This window comes from Rugosibacter aromaticivorans, from assembly GCF_000934545.1.
GTDB lineage: Bacteria > Pseudomonadota > Gammaproteobacteria > Burkholderiales > Rhodocyclaceae > Rugosibacter > Rugosibacter aromaticivorans.
Genome location: NZ_CP010554.1, coordinates 748,232 through 764,579, shown reverse-complemented (window position 1 = coordinate 764,579; position 16,348 = coordinate 748,232). Strand labels below are relative to the sequence as shown.

The 16,348-nt window shown below is 49.0% G+C and carries 19 protein-coding genes; 9 read left to right on the top strand and 10 right to left on the bottom strand.

What is annotated here, in order from left to right:
- The first annotated feature begins 8 nt into the window (after positions 1 to 8).
- Entirely contained in the window at positions 9 to 1,307 is a 1,299-nt protein-coding gene (gene aceA / locus PG1C_RS03985; protein WP_237218287.1) for an isocitrate lyase, read from the top strand.
- 89 nt (positions 1,308 to 1,396) lie between these two features.
- Positions 1,397 to 3,001: a malate synthase A gene (gene aceB, locus PG1C_RS03980; RefSeq protein ID WP_202636120.1), complete on the top strand. Its 1,605-nt coding sequence runs from the start codon at positions 1,397 to 1,399 to the stop codon at positions 2,999 to 3,001.
- 73 nt (positions 3,002 to 3,074) lie between these two features.
- Here aceB and dut read toward each other — a convergent pair whose 3' ends face one another.
- Both dut and coaBC read right to left on the bottom strand, forming a co-directional pair.
- Positions 3,075 to 3,536 carry a dUTP diphosphatase gene (dut, locus tag PG1C_RS03975; protein ID WP_202636119.1) on the bottom strand — a complete coding sequence of 154 codons (462 nt, stop codon included), beginning with the start codon at positions 3,534 to 3,536 and terminating at the stop codon, positions 3,075 to 3,077.
- Positions 3,523 to 4,737 carry a bifunctional phosphopantothenoylcysteine decarboxylase/phosphopantothenate--cysteine ligase CoaBC gene (gene coaBC, locus PG1C_RS03970; RefSeq protein ID WP_202636118.1) on the bottom strand — a complete coding sequence of 405 codons (1,215 nt, stop codon included), beginning with the start codon at positions 4,735 to 4,737 and terminating at the stop codon, positions 3,523 to 3,525. The genes dut and coaBC overlap by 14 nt, the downstream gene beginning before the upstream one ends.
- 45 nt (positions 4,738 to 4,782) lie before the next feature.
- Between coaBC and radC the strand changes: the two genes are divergently transcribed.
- From radC to rpmG, 3 genes are all read left to right on the top strand, one after another.
- The gene (gene radC / locus PG1C_RS03965) at positions 4,783 to 5,463 is read left to right on the top strand and encodes a RadC family protein (protein ID WP_202636117.1); all 681 of its coding nucleotides are present in this window, start codon (positions 4,783 to 4,785) and stop codon (positions 5,461 to 5,463) included.
- A gap of 74 nt (positions 5,464 to 5,537) precedes the next feature.
- On the top strand, positions 5,538 to 5,774 hold the full coding sequence (rpmB, locus tag PG1C_RS03960) for a 50S ribosomal protein L28 (protein WP_202636116.1): 237 nt from the start codon (positions 5,538 to 5,540) through the stop codon (positions 5,772 to 5,774).
- Positions 5,775 to 5,788: 14 nt separating this feature from the next.
- Positions 5,789 to 5,956: a 50S ribosomal protein L33 gene (rpmG, locus tag PG1C_RS03955; RefSeq protein ID WP_202636115.1), complete on the top strand. Its 168-nt coding sequence runs from the start codon at positions 5,789 to 5,791 to the stop codon at positions 5,954 to 5,956.
- Positions 5,957 to 6,054: 98 nt separating this feature from the next.
- On the opposite strand, the gene PG1C_RS03950 is transcribed toward rpmG, so the two are convergent.
- Positions 6,055 to 7,218, bottom strand: a complete 1,164-nt coding sequence (locus tag PG1C_RS03950; RefSeq protein WP_202636114.1) for a DesA family fatty acid desaturase — start codon at positions 7,216 to 7,218, stop codon at positions 6,055 to 6,057.
- 78 nt (positions 7,219 to 7,296) lie between these two features.
- The gene (locus PG1C_RS03945; RefSeq protein WP_202636113.1) at positions 7,297 to 8,394 is read right to left on the bottom strand and encodes an aromatic ring-hydroxylating oxygenase subunit alpha; all 1,098 of its coding nucleotides are present in this window, start codon (positions 8,392 to 8,394) and stop codon (positions 7,297 to 7,299) included.
- 193 nt (positions 8,395 to 8,587) lie between these two features.
- Between PG1C_RS03945 and PG1C_RS03940 the strand changes: the two genes are divergently transcribed.
- From PG1C_RS03940 to folE2, 4 genes are all read left to right on the top strand, one after another.
- Positions 8,588 to 8,854, top strand: coding sequence for an exodeoxyribonuclease VII small subunit (locus PG1C_RS03940; protein WP_202636112.1), 267 nt, complete (start codon positions 8,588 to 8,590; stop codon positions 8,852 to 8,854).
- Between the two features lie 2 nt (positions 8,855 to 8,856).
- Positions 8,857 to 9,741: a polyprenyl synthetase family protein gene (locus PG1C_RS03935; protein WP_202636111.1), complete on the top strand. Its 885-nt coding sequence runs from the start codon at positions 8,857 to 8,859 to the stop codon at positions 9,739 to 9,741.
- Complete coding sequence (dxs, locus tag PG1C_RS03930) at positions 9,741 to 11,594, top strand: 1-deoxy-D-xylulose-5-phosphate synthase (RefSeq protein WP_202636110.1); 1,854 nt, start codon at positions 9,741 to 9,743, stop codon at positions 11,592 to 11,594. The genes PG1C_RS03935 and dxs overlap by 1 nt, the downstream gene beginning before the upstream one ends.
- 82 nt (positions 11,595 to 11,676) lie before the next feature.
- Complete coding sequence (folE2, locus tag PG1C_RS03925) at positions 11,677 to 12,483, top strand: GTP cyclohydrolase FolE2 (RefSeq protein WP_202636109.1); 807 nt, start codon at positions 11,677 to 11,679, stop codon at positions 12,481 to 12,483.
- A 105-nt stretch (positions 12,484 to 12,588) separates the two neighbouring features.
- Here the strand turns inward: folE2 and rplS are convergent, their stop codons facing one another.
- The 6 genes from rplS to PG1C_RS03895 all read right to left on the bottom strand — a co-directional run bounded on the left by rplS (position 12,589) and on the right by PG1C_RS03895 (position 16,293).
- A complete protein-coding gene (rplS, locus tag PG1C_RS03920) occupies positions 12,589 to 12,957 on the bottom strand; it encodes a 50S ribosomal protein L19 (RefSeq protein ID WP_202636108.1) in 369 nt (122 codons plus the stop codon).
- Between the two features lie 81 nt (positions 12,958 to 13,038).
- On the bottom strand, positions 13,039 to 13,782 hold the full coding sequence (gene trmD / locus PG1C_RS03915; protein ID WP_284431790.1) for a tRNA (guanosine(37)-N1)-methyltransferase TrmD: 744 nt from the start codon (positions 13,780 to 13,782) through the stop codon (positions 13,039 to 13,041).
- Entirely contained in the window at positions 13,779 to 14,285 is a 507-nt protein-coding gene (gene rimM, locus PG1C_RS03910) for a ribosome maturation factor RimM (RefSeq protein ID WP_202636107.1), read from the bottom strand. The genes trmD and rimM overlap by 4 nt, the downstream gene beginning before the upstream one ends.
- 6 nt (positions 14,286 to 14,291) lie before the next feature.
- Positions 14,292 to 14,546 (bottom strand): 30S ribosomal protein S16, encoded by a 255-nt coding sequence (gene rpsP, locus PG1C_RS03905; RefSeq protein WP_202636106.1) that lies wholly within the window; start codon positions 14,544 to 14,546, stop codon positions 14,292 to 14,294.
- Between the two features lie 99 nt (positions 14,547 to 14,645).
- Positions 14,646 to 15,395 carry an orotidine-5'-phosphate decarboxylase gene (pyrF, locus tag PG1C_RS03900; RefSeq protein ID WP_202636105.1) on the bottom strand — a complete coding sequence of 250 codons (750 nt, stop codon included), beginning with the start codon at positions 15,393 to 15,395 and terminating at the stop codon, positions 14,646 to 14,648.
- A gap of 79 nt (positions 15,396 to 15,474) precedes the next feature.
- Complete coding sequence (locus tag PG1C_RS03895; protein WP_202636104.1) at positions 15,475 to 16,293, bottom strand: YihY family inner membrane protein; 819 nt, start codon at positions 16,291 to 16,293, stop codon at positions 15,475 to 15,477.
- Between the last annotated feature and the right edge of the window lie 55 nt (positions 16,294 to 16,348).

The following is a 16,348-nucleotide window of genomic DNA, read 5'->3' as shown; positions in this document are numbered from 1 at the left end:
GAATGAAAATGACTGATCGCAAAGAAGTTGCTGCCACCCTGGCAAAAGACTGGGCAAACAATCCGCGTTGGAAAGGCATTAAACGAGGCTACTCGGCCGAGGATGTCGTTCGTCTTCGTGGCTCTTTTCCAATTGAGCATACCCTGGCACGTCGTGGGGCAGAAAAATTATGGGATTTGCTGAACAACCAGCCTTACGTTAATTGCCTCGGCGCGCTCACTGGCGGGCAAGCAATGCAACAGGTTAAAGCCGGCATTAAGGCAATTTACCTTTCTGGTTGGCAAGTTGCTGCAGACAATAACAGCTACGCCGCCATGTATCCTGATCAGTCACTCTATCCAGTTGATTCTGTGCCTAAAGTTGTCGAGAGGATCAATAACTCATTTCGCCGTGCGGATGAGATTCAATATGCTAAAGGGATAGAAGCCGGTGATAAAAATTACATCGATTACTTTGCTCCTATCGTAGCTGATGCTGAAGCAGGCTTTGGCGGTGTATTGAATGCTTTTGAACTGATGAAAGCGATGATTAGCGCTGGTGCAAGTGGTGTTCATTGGGAAGATCAACTGGCTTCGGTCAAAAAATGTGGTCATATGGGCGGCAAAGTACTCGTGCCGACCAACGAAGCCGTACAAAAATTAATTGCCGCACGTATGGCAGCTGACGTCTGCGGTATCCCCACACTCGTGATTGCCCGTACCGATGCCGAAGCAGCGGATCTTTTGACATCAAATTACGATGCAAATGACACAGCCTTTTGCACAGGAGAACGGACAAACGAAGGCTTTTATAAAACACGCAGCGGCATAGACCAAGCCATATCACGTGCGATCGCTTATGCGCCTTACGCAGATTTAGTCTGGTGCGAAACAGGCACCCCCGACTTAAATTTTGCTCGCCAGTTTGCTGCTGCCGTGCATGCCAAACACCCGGGGAAAATGCTGGCATACAATTGCTCACCCTCGTTCAACTGGAAGAAAAATCTTGACGACGCCACCATTGCAAAATTTCAGCGCGAGCTGGGTGCCATGGGCTACAAGTATCAGTTCATAACCCTCGCCGGCATTCACTCTATGTGGTACAGCATGTTTGATTTAGCGCAAGATTATGTCGCACGTGGCATGACGGCCTATGTCGAAAAAGTACAAGAACCGGAATTTTCAGCACGTGACCGTGGATATAGTTTTGTCTCTCATCAGCAAGAAGTGGGCACCGGATACTTCGACGATATCACGACGGTTATTCAAGGCGGGGGGTCCTCCGTTACAGCACTGACAGGATCGACTGAAGAAGCACAATTCCATTAATAATTCCGCAATGGCTGGAAATCAATGACCATTGCGGAATCATCGCTACTACTTCATAAACAGTCATTCAACTCATCTCAAGGAATCTCATGAGCCACCCAACAACACTTCCTTACGGTATGCAAATCACTGCGCCCGTCACTGCCGATTTTTCGCAGATTCTGACTCGTGAAGCGCTTGAACTGATCGCTAAGCTTCATCGATCCTTCGAGCCACGGCGTCAACAACTTCTTGCTGCTCGAGCGGAACGTCAACAGCGTATTGACGCGGGCGAAATGCCAGACTTTTTGCCGGAAACCAGGCACATTCGCGAAGGTGAATGGAAAATTTCTCCACTACCCAAAGCGCTTGAACGCCGCCGAACAGAAATTACCGGGCCCGTTGAAGCCAAAATGATTATTAACGCCTTTAATTCAGGCGCTGACAGCTATATGGCTGATTTCGAGGACTCTAACAGTCCTAAATGGGAAAACCAGATTCAGGGACAAATCAACCTGTATAAAGCGATTCGCCGTGAGCTGTCATTTAAAAATGACGCGGGAAAAGAATACAAACTCAACGACAAAATCGCCACCTTGCAGATTCGACCACGCGGCTGGCACCTTGATGAAAAGCATGTGCTGGTTGACGGGCAACGCGTCTCTGGCGGAATTTTCGATTTTGCCTTGGCATTCTTTCACAATGCCAAAGAGCAGATAGCACAGGGTGCTGGGCCCTTCTACTATTTACCGAAGATGGAAAGTCATCTCGAAGCCCGGTTATGGAATGATATTTTCATCGTGGCTCAAAATGAAATTGGCCTGCCTCGAGGGTCGATTAAAGCGACGGTGCTCATAGAGACCATTCTCGCCACCTTCGAGATGGAAGAAATTATTTATGAGCTGCGCGACCATAGTGCCGGGCTGAATGCAGGTCGCTGGGATTACATCTTTAGTTGCATTAAAAAATTCAAACGCAATACGGATTTCTGTCTTGCCAATCGTGGGGCCATCACGATGGAAGTGCCTTTTATGCGGAGTTACGCATTAGCTCTGGTGAAAGCCTGCCACAAACGTGGCGCCCCCGCGATAGGTGGCATGAGCGCGCTGATCCCGATCAAAAACGATCCTGTTGCGAATGAAAAAGCATTGGCAGGAATTCGCCACGATAAAACACGGGATGCTTCAGATGGCTTCGATGGTGGCTGGGTAGCGCACCCGGGGCTCGTTGCTATTGCCGCAGAGGAGTTTCAGAAAGTACTTGGCGACCGTCCCAATCAATGGGAAAAGCAACGCGATGAAAGCTTTGGCCCTCGCGATTGGCTCAATTTTCAACCCGAGCAACCGATTACGGAAGCAGGTGTTCGCAATAATATCAATGTAGGCATTCATTACCTAGGCAGCTGGTTAGCCGGGAATGGTTGTGTGCCTATTCACAACCTCATGGAAGATGCGGCTACTGCGGAGATCAGTCGCTCACAGATCTGGCAATGGGTTGTCTCGCCTAAAGGCAAGCTCGACGATGGCCGTAAAGTAACTGCCGATATGGTTCGCGGATTGATTTGCGAAGAGCTGGTAAAGGTAAAAACCACGGTTGCTGAAAGCGGCAATACGACGATGACCTACGATCAAGCCGCGAAAATTTTCGAGGAAATGTCGCTGGCTGACAACTACCCTGAGTTCCTCACCTTACCGCTGTACGAGGCCATGGTTTAGGCTAAAGCCCAGCGCGTCGACCACAAAAAATCGGCGCTGGTGAGACGGCGAGTCAACGATTTATAGGGCTATTTTAAGCCTTTCCGGTACTACCAAACCCACCGGTTCCGCGTTCGCTAGTCACAAACTCATCGACAATATTAAAACTCACTTGCACAACAGGCACAATCACCAACTGCGCCAAGCGATCGAGTGGATTTATCGTGAAGGTTTCATGTCCACGGTTCCAGGTTGAAACAAACAATTCACCTTGATAGTCGGAATCAATCAACCCCACAAGATTCCCCAACACAATGCCATGCTTATGGCCTAAACCCGAACGAGGCAAAATCACGGCAGCCAGCGACGGGTCAGCGATATGAAGTGCAATACCTGTCGGTATCAGAATGGTCTCACCCGGGTGGATCTTCATGGCTGCATCGATACAAGCACGCAAATCAACACCCGCTGAGCCAGGCGTTGCATAGTGCGGTGCGTAATGGCCGGAAGCATCTTTCAACCGCGCATCCAGTATCTTCAAATCAATTGTTGGCACGGGGTTTCCCATCAAATTTCTCCATCAAAGAAGCTAAATGCGCGACGATGCAACGCGCCACGATTATTTTTTTAGCGGGTGGCAGGGGGTAAGCACCGGTCGCATCAAACAAGGTGACTCGATTGGTCTCCCCGCCCAAACCATCTTGAACAAGGTTTCCCACAACGAGCGCGAGATTTTTTGCCTTCCGCTTGGATTCCGCATAAGTTTCCAAATGCTGACTTTCCGCTGCAAAGCCCACACAAAGCGGCGCATCCGGTCGCGCGGCGATTTCGCCGAGAATATCGCTTGTACATTCAAGCACCAATGTCAGCGGCTCACCACTTTTCTTTATTTTTTCCGCAGACACCATCTTCGGCCGATAATCCGCCACGGCCGCAACACCGATAAACACATCCTGACCTGGCAAATTTCGTAATGTGGCCTCACGCATCTGGGCACTTGTCTGCACATCCACTCGCCGTACGCCGCGCGGCGTAGGTAGTGTCACTGGGCCAGCAATCATCGTCACCGCTGCACCTGCCTCAACACACGCCTGCGCAAGCGCAAACCCCATTTTCCCGGAACTCGAATTCGTCAGCCCGCGCACGGGGTCAATGGGTTCAAACGTCGGCCCTGCCGTTAACAAAACACGTTTACCCGCCAGTGACTTAGGTTGCAAATACGCAAAAAGCTCATCAAAAAGTGCCTCCGCTTCGAGCATACGGCCTTCACCCACTTCGCCGCAGGCTTGATCTCCACTGGCGGGGCCGAGAATTTTTACGCCATCACGACTTAACAAGGCCATATTCCGTTGCGTGGCCGGGTTCTCCCACATCTGCCGATTCATTGCAGGAGCGACAAGCAAAGGGCAATCGCGCGCCAGGCATAAGGTCGACAGCAAATCGTCACAAACGCCATGCGCCAATTTGGCAAGAACGTTGGCCGTTGCCGGAGCAACCAGCACGGCAGCAGCGCCACGCGTCAGGTCAATATGTGCCATGCCATTACTCATACGGTCGTCCCATAACGACTGCCACACAGGGCGTCCCGTCAGTGCCTGGAATGTCATAGCCCCGACAAATTCACTTCCTGCCTTCGTGAGCACAACATCAACGATGGCGCCAGCCTTAACCAATAACCGTGAAAGCTCAGCCGCCTTATAGGCCGCAATTCCCCCGGTTACTCCCAACACGATACGCTTACCCGCAAAAGCATCCATGACATTACAATCTGCAATTAGGCATTGAATGGAGGATTGTAAACCATGGCCATACGCGATTGGCCCGTTGCCGAACGTCCGCGTGAACGATTACTGGAAAAGGGTGCAGCAGCGCTTTCTGATGCCGAACTGCTCGCAATATTTCTACGTGTGGGCATCCGCGGAAAAAGCGCCGTAGATCTAGCCCGTGATTTATTAGCACAATTTAATGGGGAACTTGCCGAGTTAGCTGCAGCGAGTGCTGCGAAACTCGCCAAGCTACCCGGCATTGGCCCGGCAAAGGCAACTCAACTCTGTGCCGCGCTTGAATTAGCTCGCCGCGCTCTCATCAATCCCCTCAAGGAGCGTGATGCACTGACGTCCCCTCAAGCCGTGCGTGACTGGTTACGTTTGTCCTTGGGAGGGCTACAGCATGAGGTATTTGTCGCCCTATGGCTTGACGCACAAAACCGCCTCATTTCCACTGAGGAACTTTTTCGTGGCACCCTAACCCAGACCAGCGTATACCCTCGTGAAGTTGTAAAACGCGCACTCGCGAATAATGCCGGTGCCGTCATCTTGGCTCACAACCATCCCTCCGGACTCACTGACCCTTCATCAGCCGATATAGCGATCACTTCTGCGCTAAAGCAGGCGCTTGCTTTGATTGAGGTTAAAGTACTCGACCATTTCGTCGTCGCATCTGGCGCCACACCACTGTCCTTTGCTGAACGTGGATTAATCTAAAAATGAGTGGGCTTCCAGCTCAATATTTGGTATACTGACCCACTTTGCAAAATCAGCATTCAGGAGCACTAAACATGTCGCGCGTATGCCAAGTGACGGGCAAAGCCCCAATGGTGGGAAACAACGTTTCCCATGCTAACAATAAAACCAAACGCCGCTTTCTGCCCAATCTACATAATCGTCGGTTCTGGGTCGAAGCAGAAAATCGTTTTGTCAGCTTGCGTGTTTCAAACGCAGGCTTGCGTACGATTGATAAAAAAGGCATCGACGTAATTCTCGCCGAGTTACGTGAACGTGGCGAACGTTCCTAATCAGGAGAAAAATCATGGCCAAAGGCGGACGCGAAAAAATTAAACTGGAATCAACAGCAGGCACAGGTCATTTCTATACGACCTCAAAAAACAAGAAAACTACTCCAGGCAAGCTGGAATTCATTAAGTATGACCCAAAGGTACGCAAGCACGTGGCTTACAAGGAAGTAAAGCTGAAGTAGGGACAAGGTTTATAGTCGCTTACATACCTCTTGAGCAACAAAAACCCCCGCCATATCTGGTGGGGTTTTTTTTGGTTTTTTGTGTTACACAGCTTGCATCACACGGCGTAGGTTCTCAACCGCAAAGAAAATTCTTCCATCTGCCTAATGCCACTTTGCTCAGCACGAGTAATCCACGCTTCAAGCTGTTTAACCAACTGATCGTGTGTTACTGCTGATCGGCTCCACAATGCTTCCAGATCTTTACGCATTGCATAGACACGTGCCAAGCGCTCACTCTTTTCCAGTAGAGTCGCAAGCCGCGCATGTTGAGCGACGGGAAGACTGTTTTCATCTTTGCCCAACAAGTGCTTCATGACACGGCCTTCTTTCGCATCTATGCTGAGTTGAGAAAATTCCTCAGACGCCAAATGATGCAGGCTCTTTAAGTATTTAGCCAAAACATCATACCGGTGGGTAACTACCGCCTGCAGAAGATCAAAGTCAATGGCCGGTCTTGCCAGATCAAAACGAGGCGTCGGGGCAATTTTTTTAACTTTCGCCAGGCCAACAATCTCAAGCAATCGAATATAAAACCAACCGATATCAAATTCGTACCACTTGCTGGAAAGCTTTGCCGAAGAAGCAAAGGTATGATGATTGTTATGGAGCTCTTCCCCGCCGATCAGAATACCAATAGGGAAAATATTCGTTGATGCATCGGCGCAGGCAAAATTGCGGTATCCCCAATAATGGCCTATCCCGTTAATCACACCAGCCGCCCAAAAAGGAATCCAGATCATTTGAATAAGCCAAATCAGACTCCCGATCCAGGGGCCAAAAAAAGCAATGTTGATACCCAGCATAATGAACACGCCTAGCTTATTTAGCGGCGTATAGATAACATGCTCCAGCCAATCATCGGGTGTTCCATGGCCATAATGCACCATGGTTTCAGCATTACGAGATTCTTTCACATAAAAGAAGACACCTGTCCATAATACTGGCTGGATACCCAGAATCTGCGGACTGTGTGGGTCCTCAGTCGTTTCGCATTTTGCATGGTGTTTGCGGTGTATTGCCGCCCACTCTTTGGTAACCATACCTGTTGTTAGCCAAAGCCAAAATCGGAAGAAATGGCTAGGTATTGGCGATAGATCCAACGCACGATGTGCTTGATGGCGATGAAGATAAATCGTGACACTAGCAATACTGATATGGGTCAGCGCCAAGGTTAAAACAAAATACCCCCACCAAGGTAACTCAATGATTCCAGAATACATTCAAACGATTCCTTGTTAGAAGTTTATAGGTTCATGCGCTCTGCGAGCATTCTACATGAGCAAATCACCCGCACTGACTCAGATTAACCCCATGATGTGTCTGTAATACTCATGGAAGTGTTGCATTCCATCTTCCATTGGCGATTGGTAAGGACCCACCTCGCTTCGGCCTTGCTTCATTAGCGCATATCGACCACGATCCATACGTTCGGCAATATCATCATCCTCTAACGCCGTTTCCATATAGGCCGCCTGCTCAGCTTTGATGAAATCTGGTTCAAAGAGCGCGATGTCCTCGGGATAATAAAACTCAACCACATTGAGTGTTTTATTCACATCCTGTGGGGTTAGCGTAGAAACAACGAGTACTTGTGGATACCACTCCACCATAATATTAGGATAGTAAGCCAGCCAAATTGCACCACACTTTGGTAACTCGCCATTATGGTAGTCGAGAACTGTTTTATGCCAGCGCTGATAAGTCGCTGAACCAGGTTTTGCAAGCGATTGGATACCCACTTGCTGTGCTGAATACCAATCGCCAAATTGCCAACTGAGATCATCACACGTGACGAAGCCGCCTAGTCCTGGATGATATGGAGCAACATGGTAATCTTCTAGATAGACTTCAATAAATGTCTTCCAGTTGTAGTTACACTCATGCAACTCAACATGGTCTAGTCTGTAGCCCGTAAAATCAAACGCGTTTGTAAATCGCATCCCTGCTAAATCGGCATTGGCAGAGCGTGGCCCTTTGAATAACAGGCCTTGCCAATTCTCAAGCGCCTGTTTTTTCAAATTCAATGCGGGGTTAGTGGCAAAATGCGGCGCACCGACTAATGTACCTCCACAATCATAAGTCCACCGATGAATTGGGCAAACAATGTTTTTTGCATTTCCCGATCCCTCAAGCATGATGGCTTGGCGATGGCGGCAGACATTTGACATTTCATAGACGCCATCAGGCTGGCGAATGATGATCCGCGCGTGGTCATTCCATTCTTGTGAGCGATAGTCATTCATGTTTGGTACCATCAGCTCATGGCCAACGTAATTCGCCCCTGCCTCGAAAATCACTTTCTGTTCTAATTCAAAAAGCTTTTCGTCGAAATACCACTCCACCGGAAGTTGCGAAGTACTGGGTAACAAAAGAGAATGCGGGAGAGTTTCAGACATAATTCCCAACCTCCAGGAAAGATTTACGTGGAAACCGGAAACAATCGAAGTGGTTTAATGGCAAAAGAAAACCGGCTCAGCGCCGGTTACCGCATTGTAGCGCGTAACGAATTTGACCGGAAGCCACGCCCAAGCTATTTTTGCAACATTTTTGTTATCGACTATCGTCTTTGGCTAACATGGTCCTCTAATCATGAAAACTACCCCGAAAAAATCCTCTACGCTGATAGAATCGCAATCTTTCGAAGACGCTCTCACTGAACTGGAAGGCATCATCAGTGCCATGGAAGTTGGTCAGATGCCGCTCCAAGAAGCACTGGATATCTACAAACGTGGAATATTTTTGCTTCGCCAGTGCCAAGAAACTCTCAATGCAGCCGAGCAGCAAATACGTATCCTTGAAGACAATACTCTGCGCCCCCTCAAGCCAGACACCCTCGGTGAACTGGAAGATAAATAGCGATGAACTTTTCCAGCTGGGCTTCTAGCATTCAGCAGCGGACAGAGGTTGCGCTCGAGTTGGCCCTACCCCCGTCTCACATTTCACCCACACGCTTGCATGACGCAATGCGCTATGTCGTGCTTGGCGGAGGAAAGCGGATCAGGCCATTGCTTTGCCATGCTGCGGGCGATCTTTTTAAAGCCAACCAGAATTCTTTAGATACGGCAGCGATTGCAACTGAACTCATTCATGCTTATTCGCTCGTGCATGATGATTTGCCATGCATGGATAATGATGTGCTCCGACGCGGCAAGCCAACATGCCATATTGGGTTTGATGAAGCAACTGCCCTACTTGCTGGCGACGCGCTTCAAACGCTCGCCTTCCAAGTACTTTCATCACGCTCACTAGATGTTGATTTATCACATCAAGTTGATATGCTGAACTTGCTGGCGACAGCCTCCGGCTCACGTGGAATGGCTGGTGGCCAAGCACTTGACATTGCCGCTACTAATCAACAGCTAACCATTGTAGAACTTGAATTGATGCACATCCACAAGACAGGGGCGTTGATTCGCGCCGCTGTTCTTCTTGGCGCGCATTGCGGCAAGGCAACACCAAGTGAATTAGACCAACTAAGCCACTTTGCCACCCGGCTCGGCTTATTGTTTCAAGTCGTCGATGATATTCTTGATACAGAAAGTGACACGGCCACCCTTGGAAAAACCGCAGGTAAGGATGCAGCGCAAAACAAATCCACCTATGTCAGTCTATTAGGGAAAAACCAAGCCAAAGAACTTGCCGTAACCATGTTGCATGAGTCGCATGCCGCCTTAGCCCCGTTTGGTGATCACGCATTACGTCTACATGAACTAGCCGATTTCATCGCTGAGCGAAACTTCTGATGACGCCACTGCTCGATACGATTCAATCCCCAGCGGATCTTCGATTACTTTCGCCACATCAACTACCTCAGTTAGCCGATGAGCTACGTCAATTTTTACTTGAGTCTGTCGCAAAAACGGGCGGCCACTTATCCTCAAACCTTGGCACAATTGAACTGACGATCGCGCTGCACTATGTTTTTAATACACCTGAAGACCGGCTAGTGTGGGATGTAGGTCATCAGACTTACGCTCATAAAGTACTCACGGGCCGAAGAGAAGGCATGGCACGCTTGAGAATGTACCAAGGGATTTCCGGCTTCCCAAAGCGTACAGAAAGTATTTACGACACCTTTGGTGTTGGCCACTCTTCCACATCCATCTCTGCTGCTCTTGGTATGGCTGTCGCAGCGCGCAATAAAGGTGAAGAACGTCGCGTCGCTGCCATCATCGGTGATGGGGCTATGTCTGCCGGCCAAGCGTTCGAGGCTCTAAACAACGGGGGCACGCTCGATGCCAATTTACTTGTCATACTAAACGATAATGACATGTCTATCTCCCCTCCCGTAGGAGCATTGAACAAATATCTGGCACGATTACTCTCCGGCAGAACCTTCAATGCAGCCCGCCGAGCAGGTGGAAAAGTTCTATCGGTCATGCCTAGTATGCGGGAATTCGCCAGTCGAGTTGAAGAGCATGTCAAAGGAATGATCTCGCCGGGCACCTTGTTCGAGGAACTGGGCTTCAACTACATTGGCCCCATCAATGGCCATGATCTAGAAGCATTGATTCCTACCTTGCAGAATTTACGTCGGCTCCAAGGCCCTCAGTTTCTACATGTCATAACTCAAAAAGGGCAAGGCTATAAGCTTGCAGAAACTGATCCTGTTCTTTATCACGGTGTCAGTAAATTCGATACCACGTGTGGGATCAAGCCGGCAAAAAGTAGCAGCAAGCTAACCTACACGCAGGTATTCAGCGACTGGCTATGCGACCAGGCCGCTAGCGATTCGCGTCTCATGGGCATTACCCCGGCCATGCGTGAAGGCTCAGGTCTCTTGCGCTTCTCGCAGGAGTTCCCTGACCGCTACTTTGACGTAGGCATTGCTGAGCAGCATGCACTGACATTTGCCGCTGGCTTGGCGTGTGAAGGAATGAAACCCGTAGTCGCAATTTACTCAACATTTTTGCAGCGGGCGTATGATCAACTCATCCACGATATCGCTTTGCAAAATTTACCCATTGTATTTGCCATTGATCGCGGGGGGCTCGTGGGTGCGGACGGCGCCACACATAACGGGGCTTTTGATCTTTCCTATCTCACCTGCATCCCCAACATGGTGGTGATGACGCCAAGTGATGAGGATGAATGCCGTAAAATGCTCTCTACCGCGTTCGCCATTGATGGCCCAGTAGCCGTTCGCTATCCTCGTGGCAGTGGCTCGGGCGTACCAATACAGCCTGATTTATCAACTCTTGCCATTGGCAAAGGCGAAGTAAAACGTCAAGGCAAACGCACTGCTCTATTGGCATTTGGCTCAATGCTGACGCCAGCACTAGCGGCGGGTGACTTGCTCGATGCCACCGTGGTAAACATGCGCTTTGTGAAACCTATTGATCACGAGCTCATCCATTCACTCGCTCTGAGTCATGACCTATTAGTTTCCATTGAAGAAAATACCATTATCGGTGGTGCCGGGGCTGAAGTATCCCGCATCCTTGAAGAATCGGGGCTCAGAGTGCCCCACTTACGGCTTGGATTACCTGACCATTTCATTGATCAGGGTGATAGCGCCGCGTTGTTGTCTAAGATCGGGCTCGACCCCGCAGGCATTGCCAGCAGCGTATGTGAAAAGCGAGCCGCCAATAGTTGACTAATTTTGTCGGAAAATATACAGTTCATCACACAGACTTTTTTACACAAGTTGCAAACAAATTATGAATTCCAGGGTTCCTATGCCTGATCAAAATAAGGCCGTCATACCTGACGTCCAATCGAGCGAAGATTTGCGCCATTTACCAATCAACCGAGTTGGTATTAAGTCAATTCGCCACCCATTCAAGGTCCTCGATAAAAGCGGTGGCGTAAGGCATACCATCGCTGACTTCAACATGTACGTGGGACTGCCGCATAATTTCAAGGGCACGCACATGTCGCGTTTCGTTGAAATTCTTAACTCACACGAAGATGAGATTTCGGTTGAGAGTTTTGAAACCATGTTGCGTGAGATGGTAAGGCGCTTAGAGGCCCAAATGGGTTATCTTGAAATGAGTTTTCCTTACTTCGTTAACAAAACAGCGCCTGTTTCTGGCGTCAAGAGTCTTATGGACTATGACGTCACATTTATTGGTGAAATTCTTTCCAATGGTGAGTACCGACAAACTATCAAGGTGTTAGTGCCGGTTACCAGCTTATGTCCTTGCTCCAAGAAAATTTCAGACCGTGGCGCACACAATCAACGCTCACATGTCACTATCACTGCCACGACTAATACGCTTGTGTGGATCGAGGATTTGATTAACATTGCTGAAAGCCAGGCCTCTTGCGAGCTTTATGGCCTGCTTAAGCGCCCCGACGAGAAATTCGTCACTGAACGTGCATACGATAATCCAAAGTTTGTTGAAGATCTTGTTCGTGATGTTGCAAGCGTACTGAATGTCGATCAACGCATTGATGCCTACAGCGTTGAAAGTGAGAATTTCGAATCAATTCATAATCACTCTGCTTATGCGATGATTGAAAAGGATAAGAAGGCTCACTAAACCCGGCTTTAAAAAAAGGGCCGTACATCGTTTGATGTACGGCCCGTTTTTTAGCTGATAAATAAAACGGCTAATTCAGAATCAGCTAATACGCTTTCAAGACTCTTAAGCGCGAGTTGATCTCGTCAGCTTCTCCTTAATACGCGCAGACTTACCGGAGCGGTCACGCAGATAATAGAGCTTGGCACGACGCACATCGCCGCGACGCTTGACCTCAATGCTGGCAATCACTGGAGAGTAGGTTTGAAAAGTACGCTCAACGCCTTCGCCTGATGATATCTTCCGCACGATAAAGTTTGAATTCAGGCCACGGTTGCGCTTAGCAACAACTACCCCCTCAAAAGCTTGCGTACGCTTGCGATCACCCTCGAAAACATTCACATTAACAATGACGGTATCACCCGGAGAAAATTCGGGGATAACCTTTGCCAACCGTGCAATTTCTTCTTTTTCCAACTGTTCAATCAGATTCATTTATTACTCCATTAATTATATGGCTGCAGATCCAGCCTGCCAACCGTTTACACAGAGCAGAGTCACCCCTGGTGTGTAGCTTTATTGACCATCTCGCTGAAACTCCCCCAGCAATTTGGCCTCTTCTTGGCTCAACGACCGACTCTGCAAAAGATCGGGGCGCCTCTGCCATGTCCGCCCTAGCGCCTGTTTCAGCCGCCAACGCCGGATTTTTTCATGATTCCCTGATAACAAAACGTCAGGAACATCACATCCCTCGTACACCTCTGGCCGCGTGTAATGCGGCCAGTCCAACAAACCTGAAGAAAAAGAATCTTCCACTACCGACGACTCATCATTCAAGGCTTCCGGCAAGTGGCGAATACAAGCGTCCATCAATGCCATTGCTGCAATTTCACCCCCTGATAAAACAAAATCCCCTAGTGATAACTCCTCATCAACACATCGATCAATAAGTCGCTCATCAATACCTTCATAGCGACCGCACAAAAGAATTGCACCCGGGCCTGCCGCTAATTCAACCACTCGTTGCTGCTTGATCGGTGCGCCCTGCGGGGAAAGATAAATCACTTTCACCGTATCGCCAGCGCCGACTTTTACAGCTTGAATTGCATGCTCTAACGGCTCTGCCATCATTACCATGCCAGGCCCGCCACCATAAGGGCGATCATCTACTGTTCGATGCACATCATTTGCCCACTGCCGAGGGTTCCAACACTCCAGCTGCCAGAGCTTGCGTTCCAGCGCCCTCCGGGTGATTCCTGATGCAGTAATTGCCGAAAACATTTCAGGAAACAGGGTGATGACATCAAATCGCAAAGTCACCAATCAGCCTCCCAATCCACGTAAATCACTTTTCCGGAAACATCGACCACCTTGATTACATGCTCAACGAATGGCAACAATCTTTCATTTTTTGCGAAACCAACAACCAAAACATCGTGCGCACCAGTTTCAAGAAGAGACTTCACGCTTCCCAACAACTGCCCCTGCAAGTTTACAACGGTAAGACCCGTTAGATCATCCCAGTAATATTCACCGAGCTTAACGGGTGGTAAATCCTCGCGTGCCACACCAATAAAACAGCCATCGATTGACTCCGCAGTGTCGCGGTCATCAACATCTGCAAGCTTGGCGACAAGGCTATCTGCGTGGGTTTTAATGACCTCCGGCACATAGGCAGTCCATCGATCGGGCGGTGCATCCGCTGTTGGAGACAACCACCATTGCGGAATTTTCACCCATGACAACGGATCATCACCAAATGGATGCACGCGCAACCAGCCCCGAACGCCAAATGGGGCAATAACCCGCCCCAGCACAATCATTGTATATCAGGCAGTTCTTTGGACACCGGACTGCTTCACTAAGCGAGCGGCCGTAGGCGAAAGCTGGGCACCGTGCTGCTGCCAGTAGGCCAGACGTTCAGGATTAATCACCAAGCCTTGCTCCGTTGCCGCAGCAGCCGGGTTGTAAAAACCAATACGCTCAATAAAACGACCATCGCGGCGATTGCGCGAGTCAGTTACCACCATATTGAAAAATGGACGGTTTTTTGCGCCACCTCGGGCCAAACGAATAACTACCATAGTGTTCTCTCAAGGTACAGTAAAGCTGGATATTGTAGTTCAAACAAGCAGATAAAACAAGGCGCTCGCCACAGCACCATCGTCCATATCAAGCCACACTTATCGCCAGACCGCCCCTTTATCGAAAGAGCCAAATACAGCTTGAATGGTTTGCTGAATCTCAACGGCGGCCAAGCGTGGATCGCCAGCCTGTCGAATAGGCCGTCCAACGACGATGTAGTCAGCCCCATTTCGAAACGCCTGCGCTACATCAACGGTTCGTTTTTGGTCATCGACTGATTTGTTTTCAACAGGACGGATACCCGGAGTTACCACGAGTAACTTATCACCAAGCTCAGCGCGTATTGAGGTGACTTCCATGCCTGAAGATACAATACCATCCACGCCGGCTTCCAATGCCCGACGCGCCCGAGACAGCACCAAGCTTTCAACATCGCATGAAAAGCCTAAGTCATCTAAATCCCCGCGATCAAGACTCGTCAAGGCTGTTACGGCAAGAATTTTAAGTGGCCCTTTGTCTTTCACCGCTGCTTCCATCATTGATTGATTCCCATGAACAGTTGCCAAGGTTGCCCCACTTCCGGCCAAGGCACGTACTGCTGAGCGAACAGTCTCTGGGACATCAAAAAACTTAAGATCAACAAATACTTTTTTTTTCTGCGAAACGAGCCACTTCAGAAAATCAAAATAGCCCTCTGCCATGAAAAGTTCCAAGCCGATTTTATAAAAACTAACCACATCACCCAGCGTGTTTACTAAAATCCGTGCTGCACTGACGCTTGGAAAATCTAACGCGACAATCAGGCGGTCGCGAGGATCAATGGCTTTGGTAGAGAGAAAATTTTGCATAGAAATCAGAGGAAAAATGATTTATCAGAGGACTGTTCATTTTACTCAAGAAAAAAATCTTCTCGATTAAATCGATTACCTACTCCCGCGCGCAACCAGGAAGCTCGGCTACGATGAGCGCCGAAAGTAAAACAATGATCCATGATGCATAAAGCCATACAAGGAATACAGGAATGGCAGAAAACACCCCGTAGATTGCCGTGTTAGCCGTAAAGCCTGTAATAAACAGGGTAAAGAGCTTTTGAATACCTGCAAGGCCCAGCGCGGCCAAACCCCCACCAAACACCGCATGCAATGAGCTAACCGGTTTATTGGGAACAGCCCAGTAAAGCAGGGAAAACAACATGGCCATAAACATAAACGGCAATACGCTGCGGGTAACAAATAAGCTCACCCATACCGGTTCATTGATCAAGCCAAATGATACGCTCGCAACCAAAGCAACCACAATGAGACTCCCGCCCAAAAGCAGCGGCCCCACTGTGATTACAAGGCTATGCATGGCTAATCGTCGAAACATGGGCCGTACTTTTTTGACGTGCCATATCTGATTAAAAATATGCTCTATAGTGAACATTTGCATTACCGCCGTAACACCAAGTGCAAGAACACCAAGCAAAGTCACTCGTCCAACTCGCCCAGCAAACTGGCCAACGTATTTTGCGACAACGATACCGGCTTTATCTGGTAATAAATTTGAAAGCAAAAACTTTTCAATCGCATCACCAAGCCCGGCACCGGGTGGCAACATGGAAATAATTGCGAAACCAACCGCAATCATTGGAACCAGCCCAAGCAAACTGACAAAGGACAATGCGGCAGCGGTTTGCGTGCATCGCTCTCGGCGAAAACGTTGCGCAACGCGAGAAAAAAGTCGGAAAGGTAAAAGCAGCCACATATCTTTTGTATTCTAGCGACGACAACGACTTTTTTAATACTAACGAATGAAAGCA

Coding starts and splice junctions, on each gene's coding strand:
- PG1C_RS03895 (WP_202636104.1), bottom strand. CDS start 16,293: ATGTGGCTGCTTTTACCTTTCCGACTTTTTTCTCGCGTTGCGCAACGT.
- aceB (WP_202636120.1), top strand. CDS start 1,397: ATGAGCCACCCAACAACACTTCCTTACGGTATGCAAATCACTGCGCCC.
- rpsP (WP_202636106.1), bottom strand. CDS start 14,546: ATGGTAGTTATTCGTTTGGCCCGAGGTGGCGCAAAAAACCGTCCATTT.
- PG1C_RS03950 (WP_202636114.1), bottom strand. CDS start 7,218: ATGTATTCTGGAATCATTGAGTTACCTTGGTGGGGGTATTTTGTTTTA.
- coaBC (WP_202636118.1), bottom strand. CDS start 4,737: ATGGATGCTTTTGCGGGTAAGCGTATCGTGTTGGGAGTAACCGGGGGA.
- PG1C_RS03940 (WP_202636112.1), top strand. CDS start 8,588: ATGAAAACTACCCCGAAAAAATCCTCTACGCTGATAGAATCGCAATCT.
- radC (WP_202636117.1), top strand. CDS start 4,783: ATGGCCATACGCGATTGGCCCGTTGCCGAACGTCCGCGTGAACGATTA.
- rpmB (WP_202636116.1), top strand. CDS start 5,538: ATGTCGCGCGTATGCCAAGTGACGGGCAAAGCCCCAATGGTGGGAAAC.
- folE2 (WP_202636109.1), top strand. CDS start 11,677: ATGCCTGATCAAAATAAGGCCGTCATACCTGACGTCCAATCGAGCGAA.
- PG1C_RS03935 (WP_202636111.1), top strand. CDS start 8,857: ATGAACTTTTCCAGCTGGGCTTCTAGCATTCAGCAGCGGACAGAGGTT.
- rpmG (WP_202636115.1), top strand. CDS start 5,789: ATGGCCAAAGGCGGACGCGAAAAAATTAAACTGGAATCAACAGCAGGC.
- pyrF (WP_202636105.1), bottom strand. CDS start 15,395: ATGCAAAATTTTCTCTCTACCAAAGCCATTGATCCTCGCGACCGCCTG.
- PG1C_RS03945 (WP_202636113.1), bottom strand. CDS start 8,394: ATGTCTGAAACTCTCCCGCATTCTCTTTTGTTACCCAGTACTTCGCAA.
- rplS (WP_202636108.1), bottom strand. CDS start 12,957: ATGAATCTGATTGAACAGTTGGAAAAAGAAGAAATTGCACGGTTGGCA.
- rimM (WP_202636107.1), bottom strand. CDS start 14,285: ATGATTGTGCTGGGGCGGGTTATTGCCCCATTTGGCGTTCGGGGCTGG.
- dxs (WP_202636110.1), top strand. CDS start 9,741: ATGACGCCACTGCTCGATACGATTCAATCCCCAGCGGATCTTCGATTA.
- aceA (WP_237218287.1), top strand. CDS start 9: ATGACTGATCGCAAAGAAGTTGCTGCCACCCTGGCAAAAGACTGGGCA.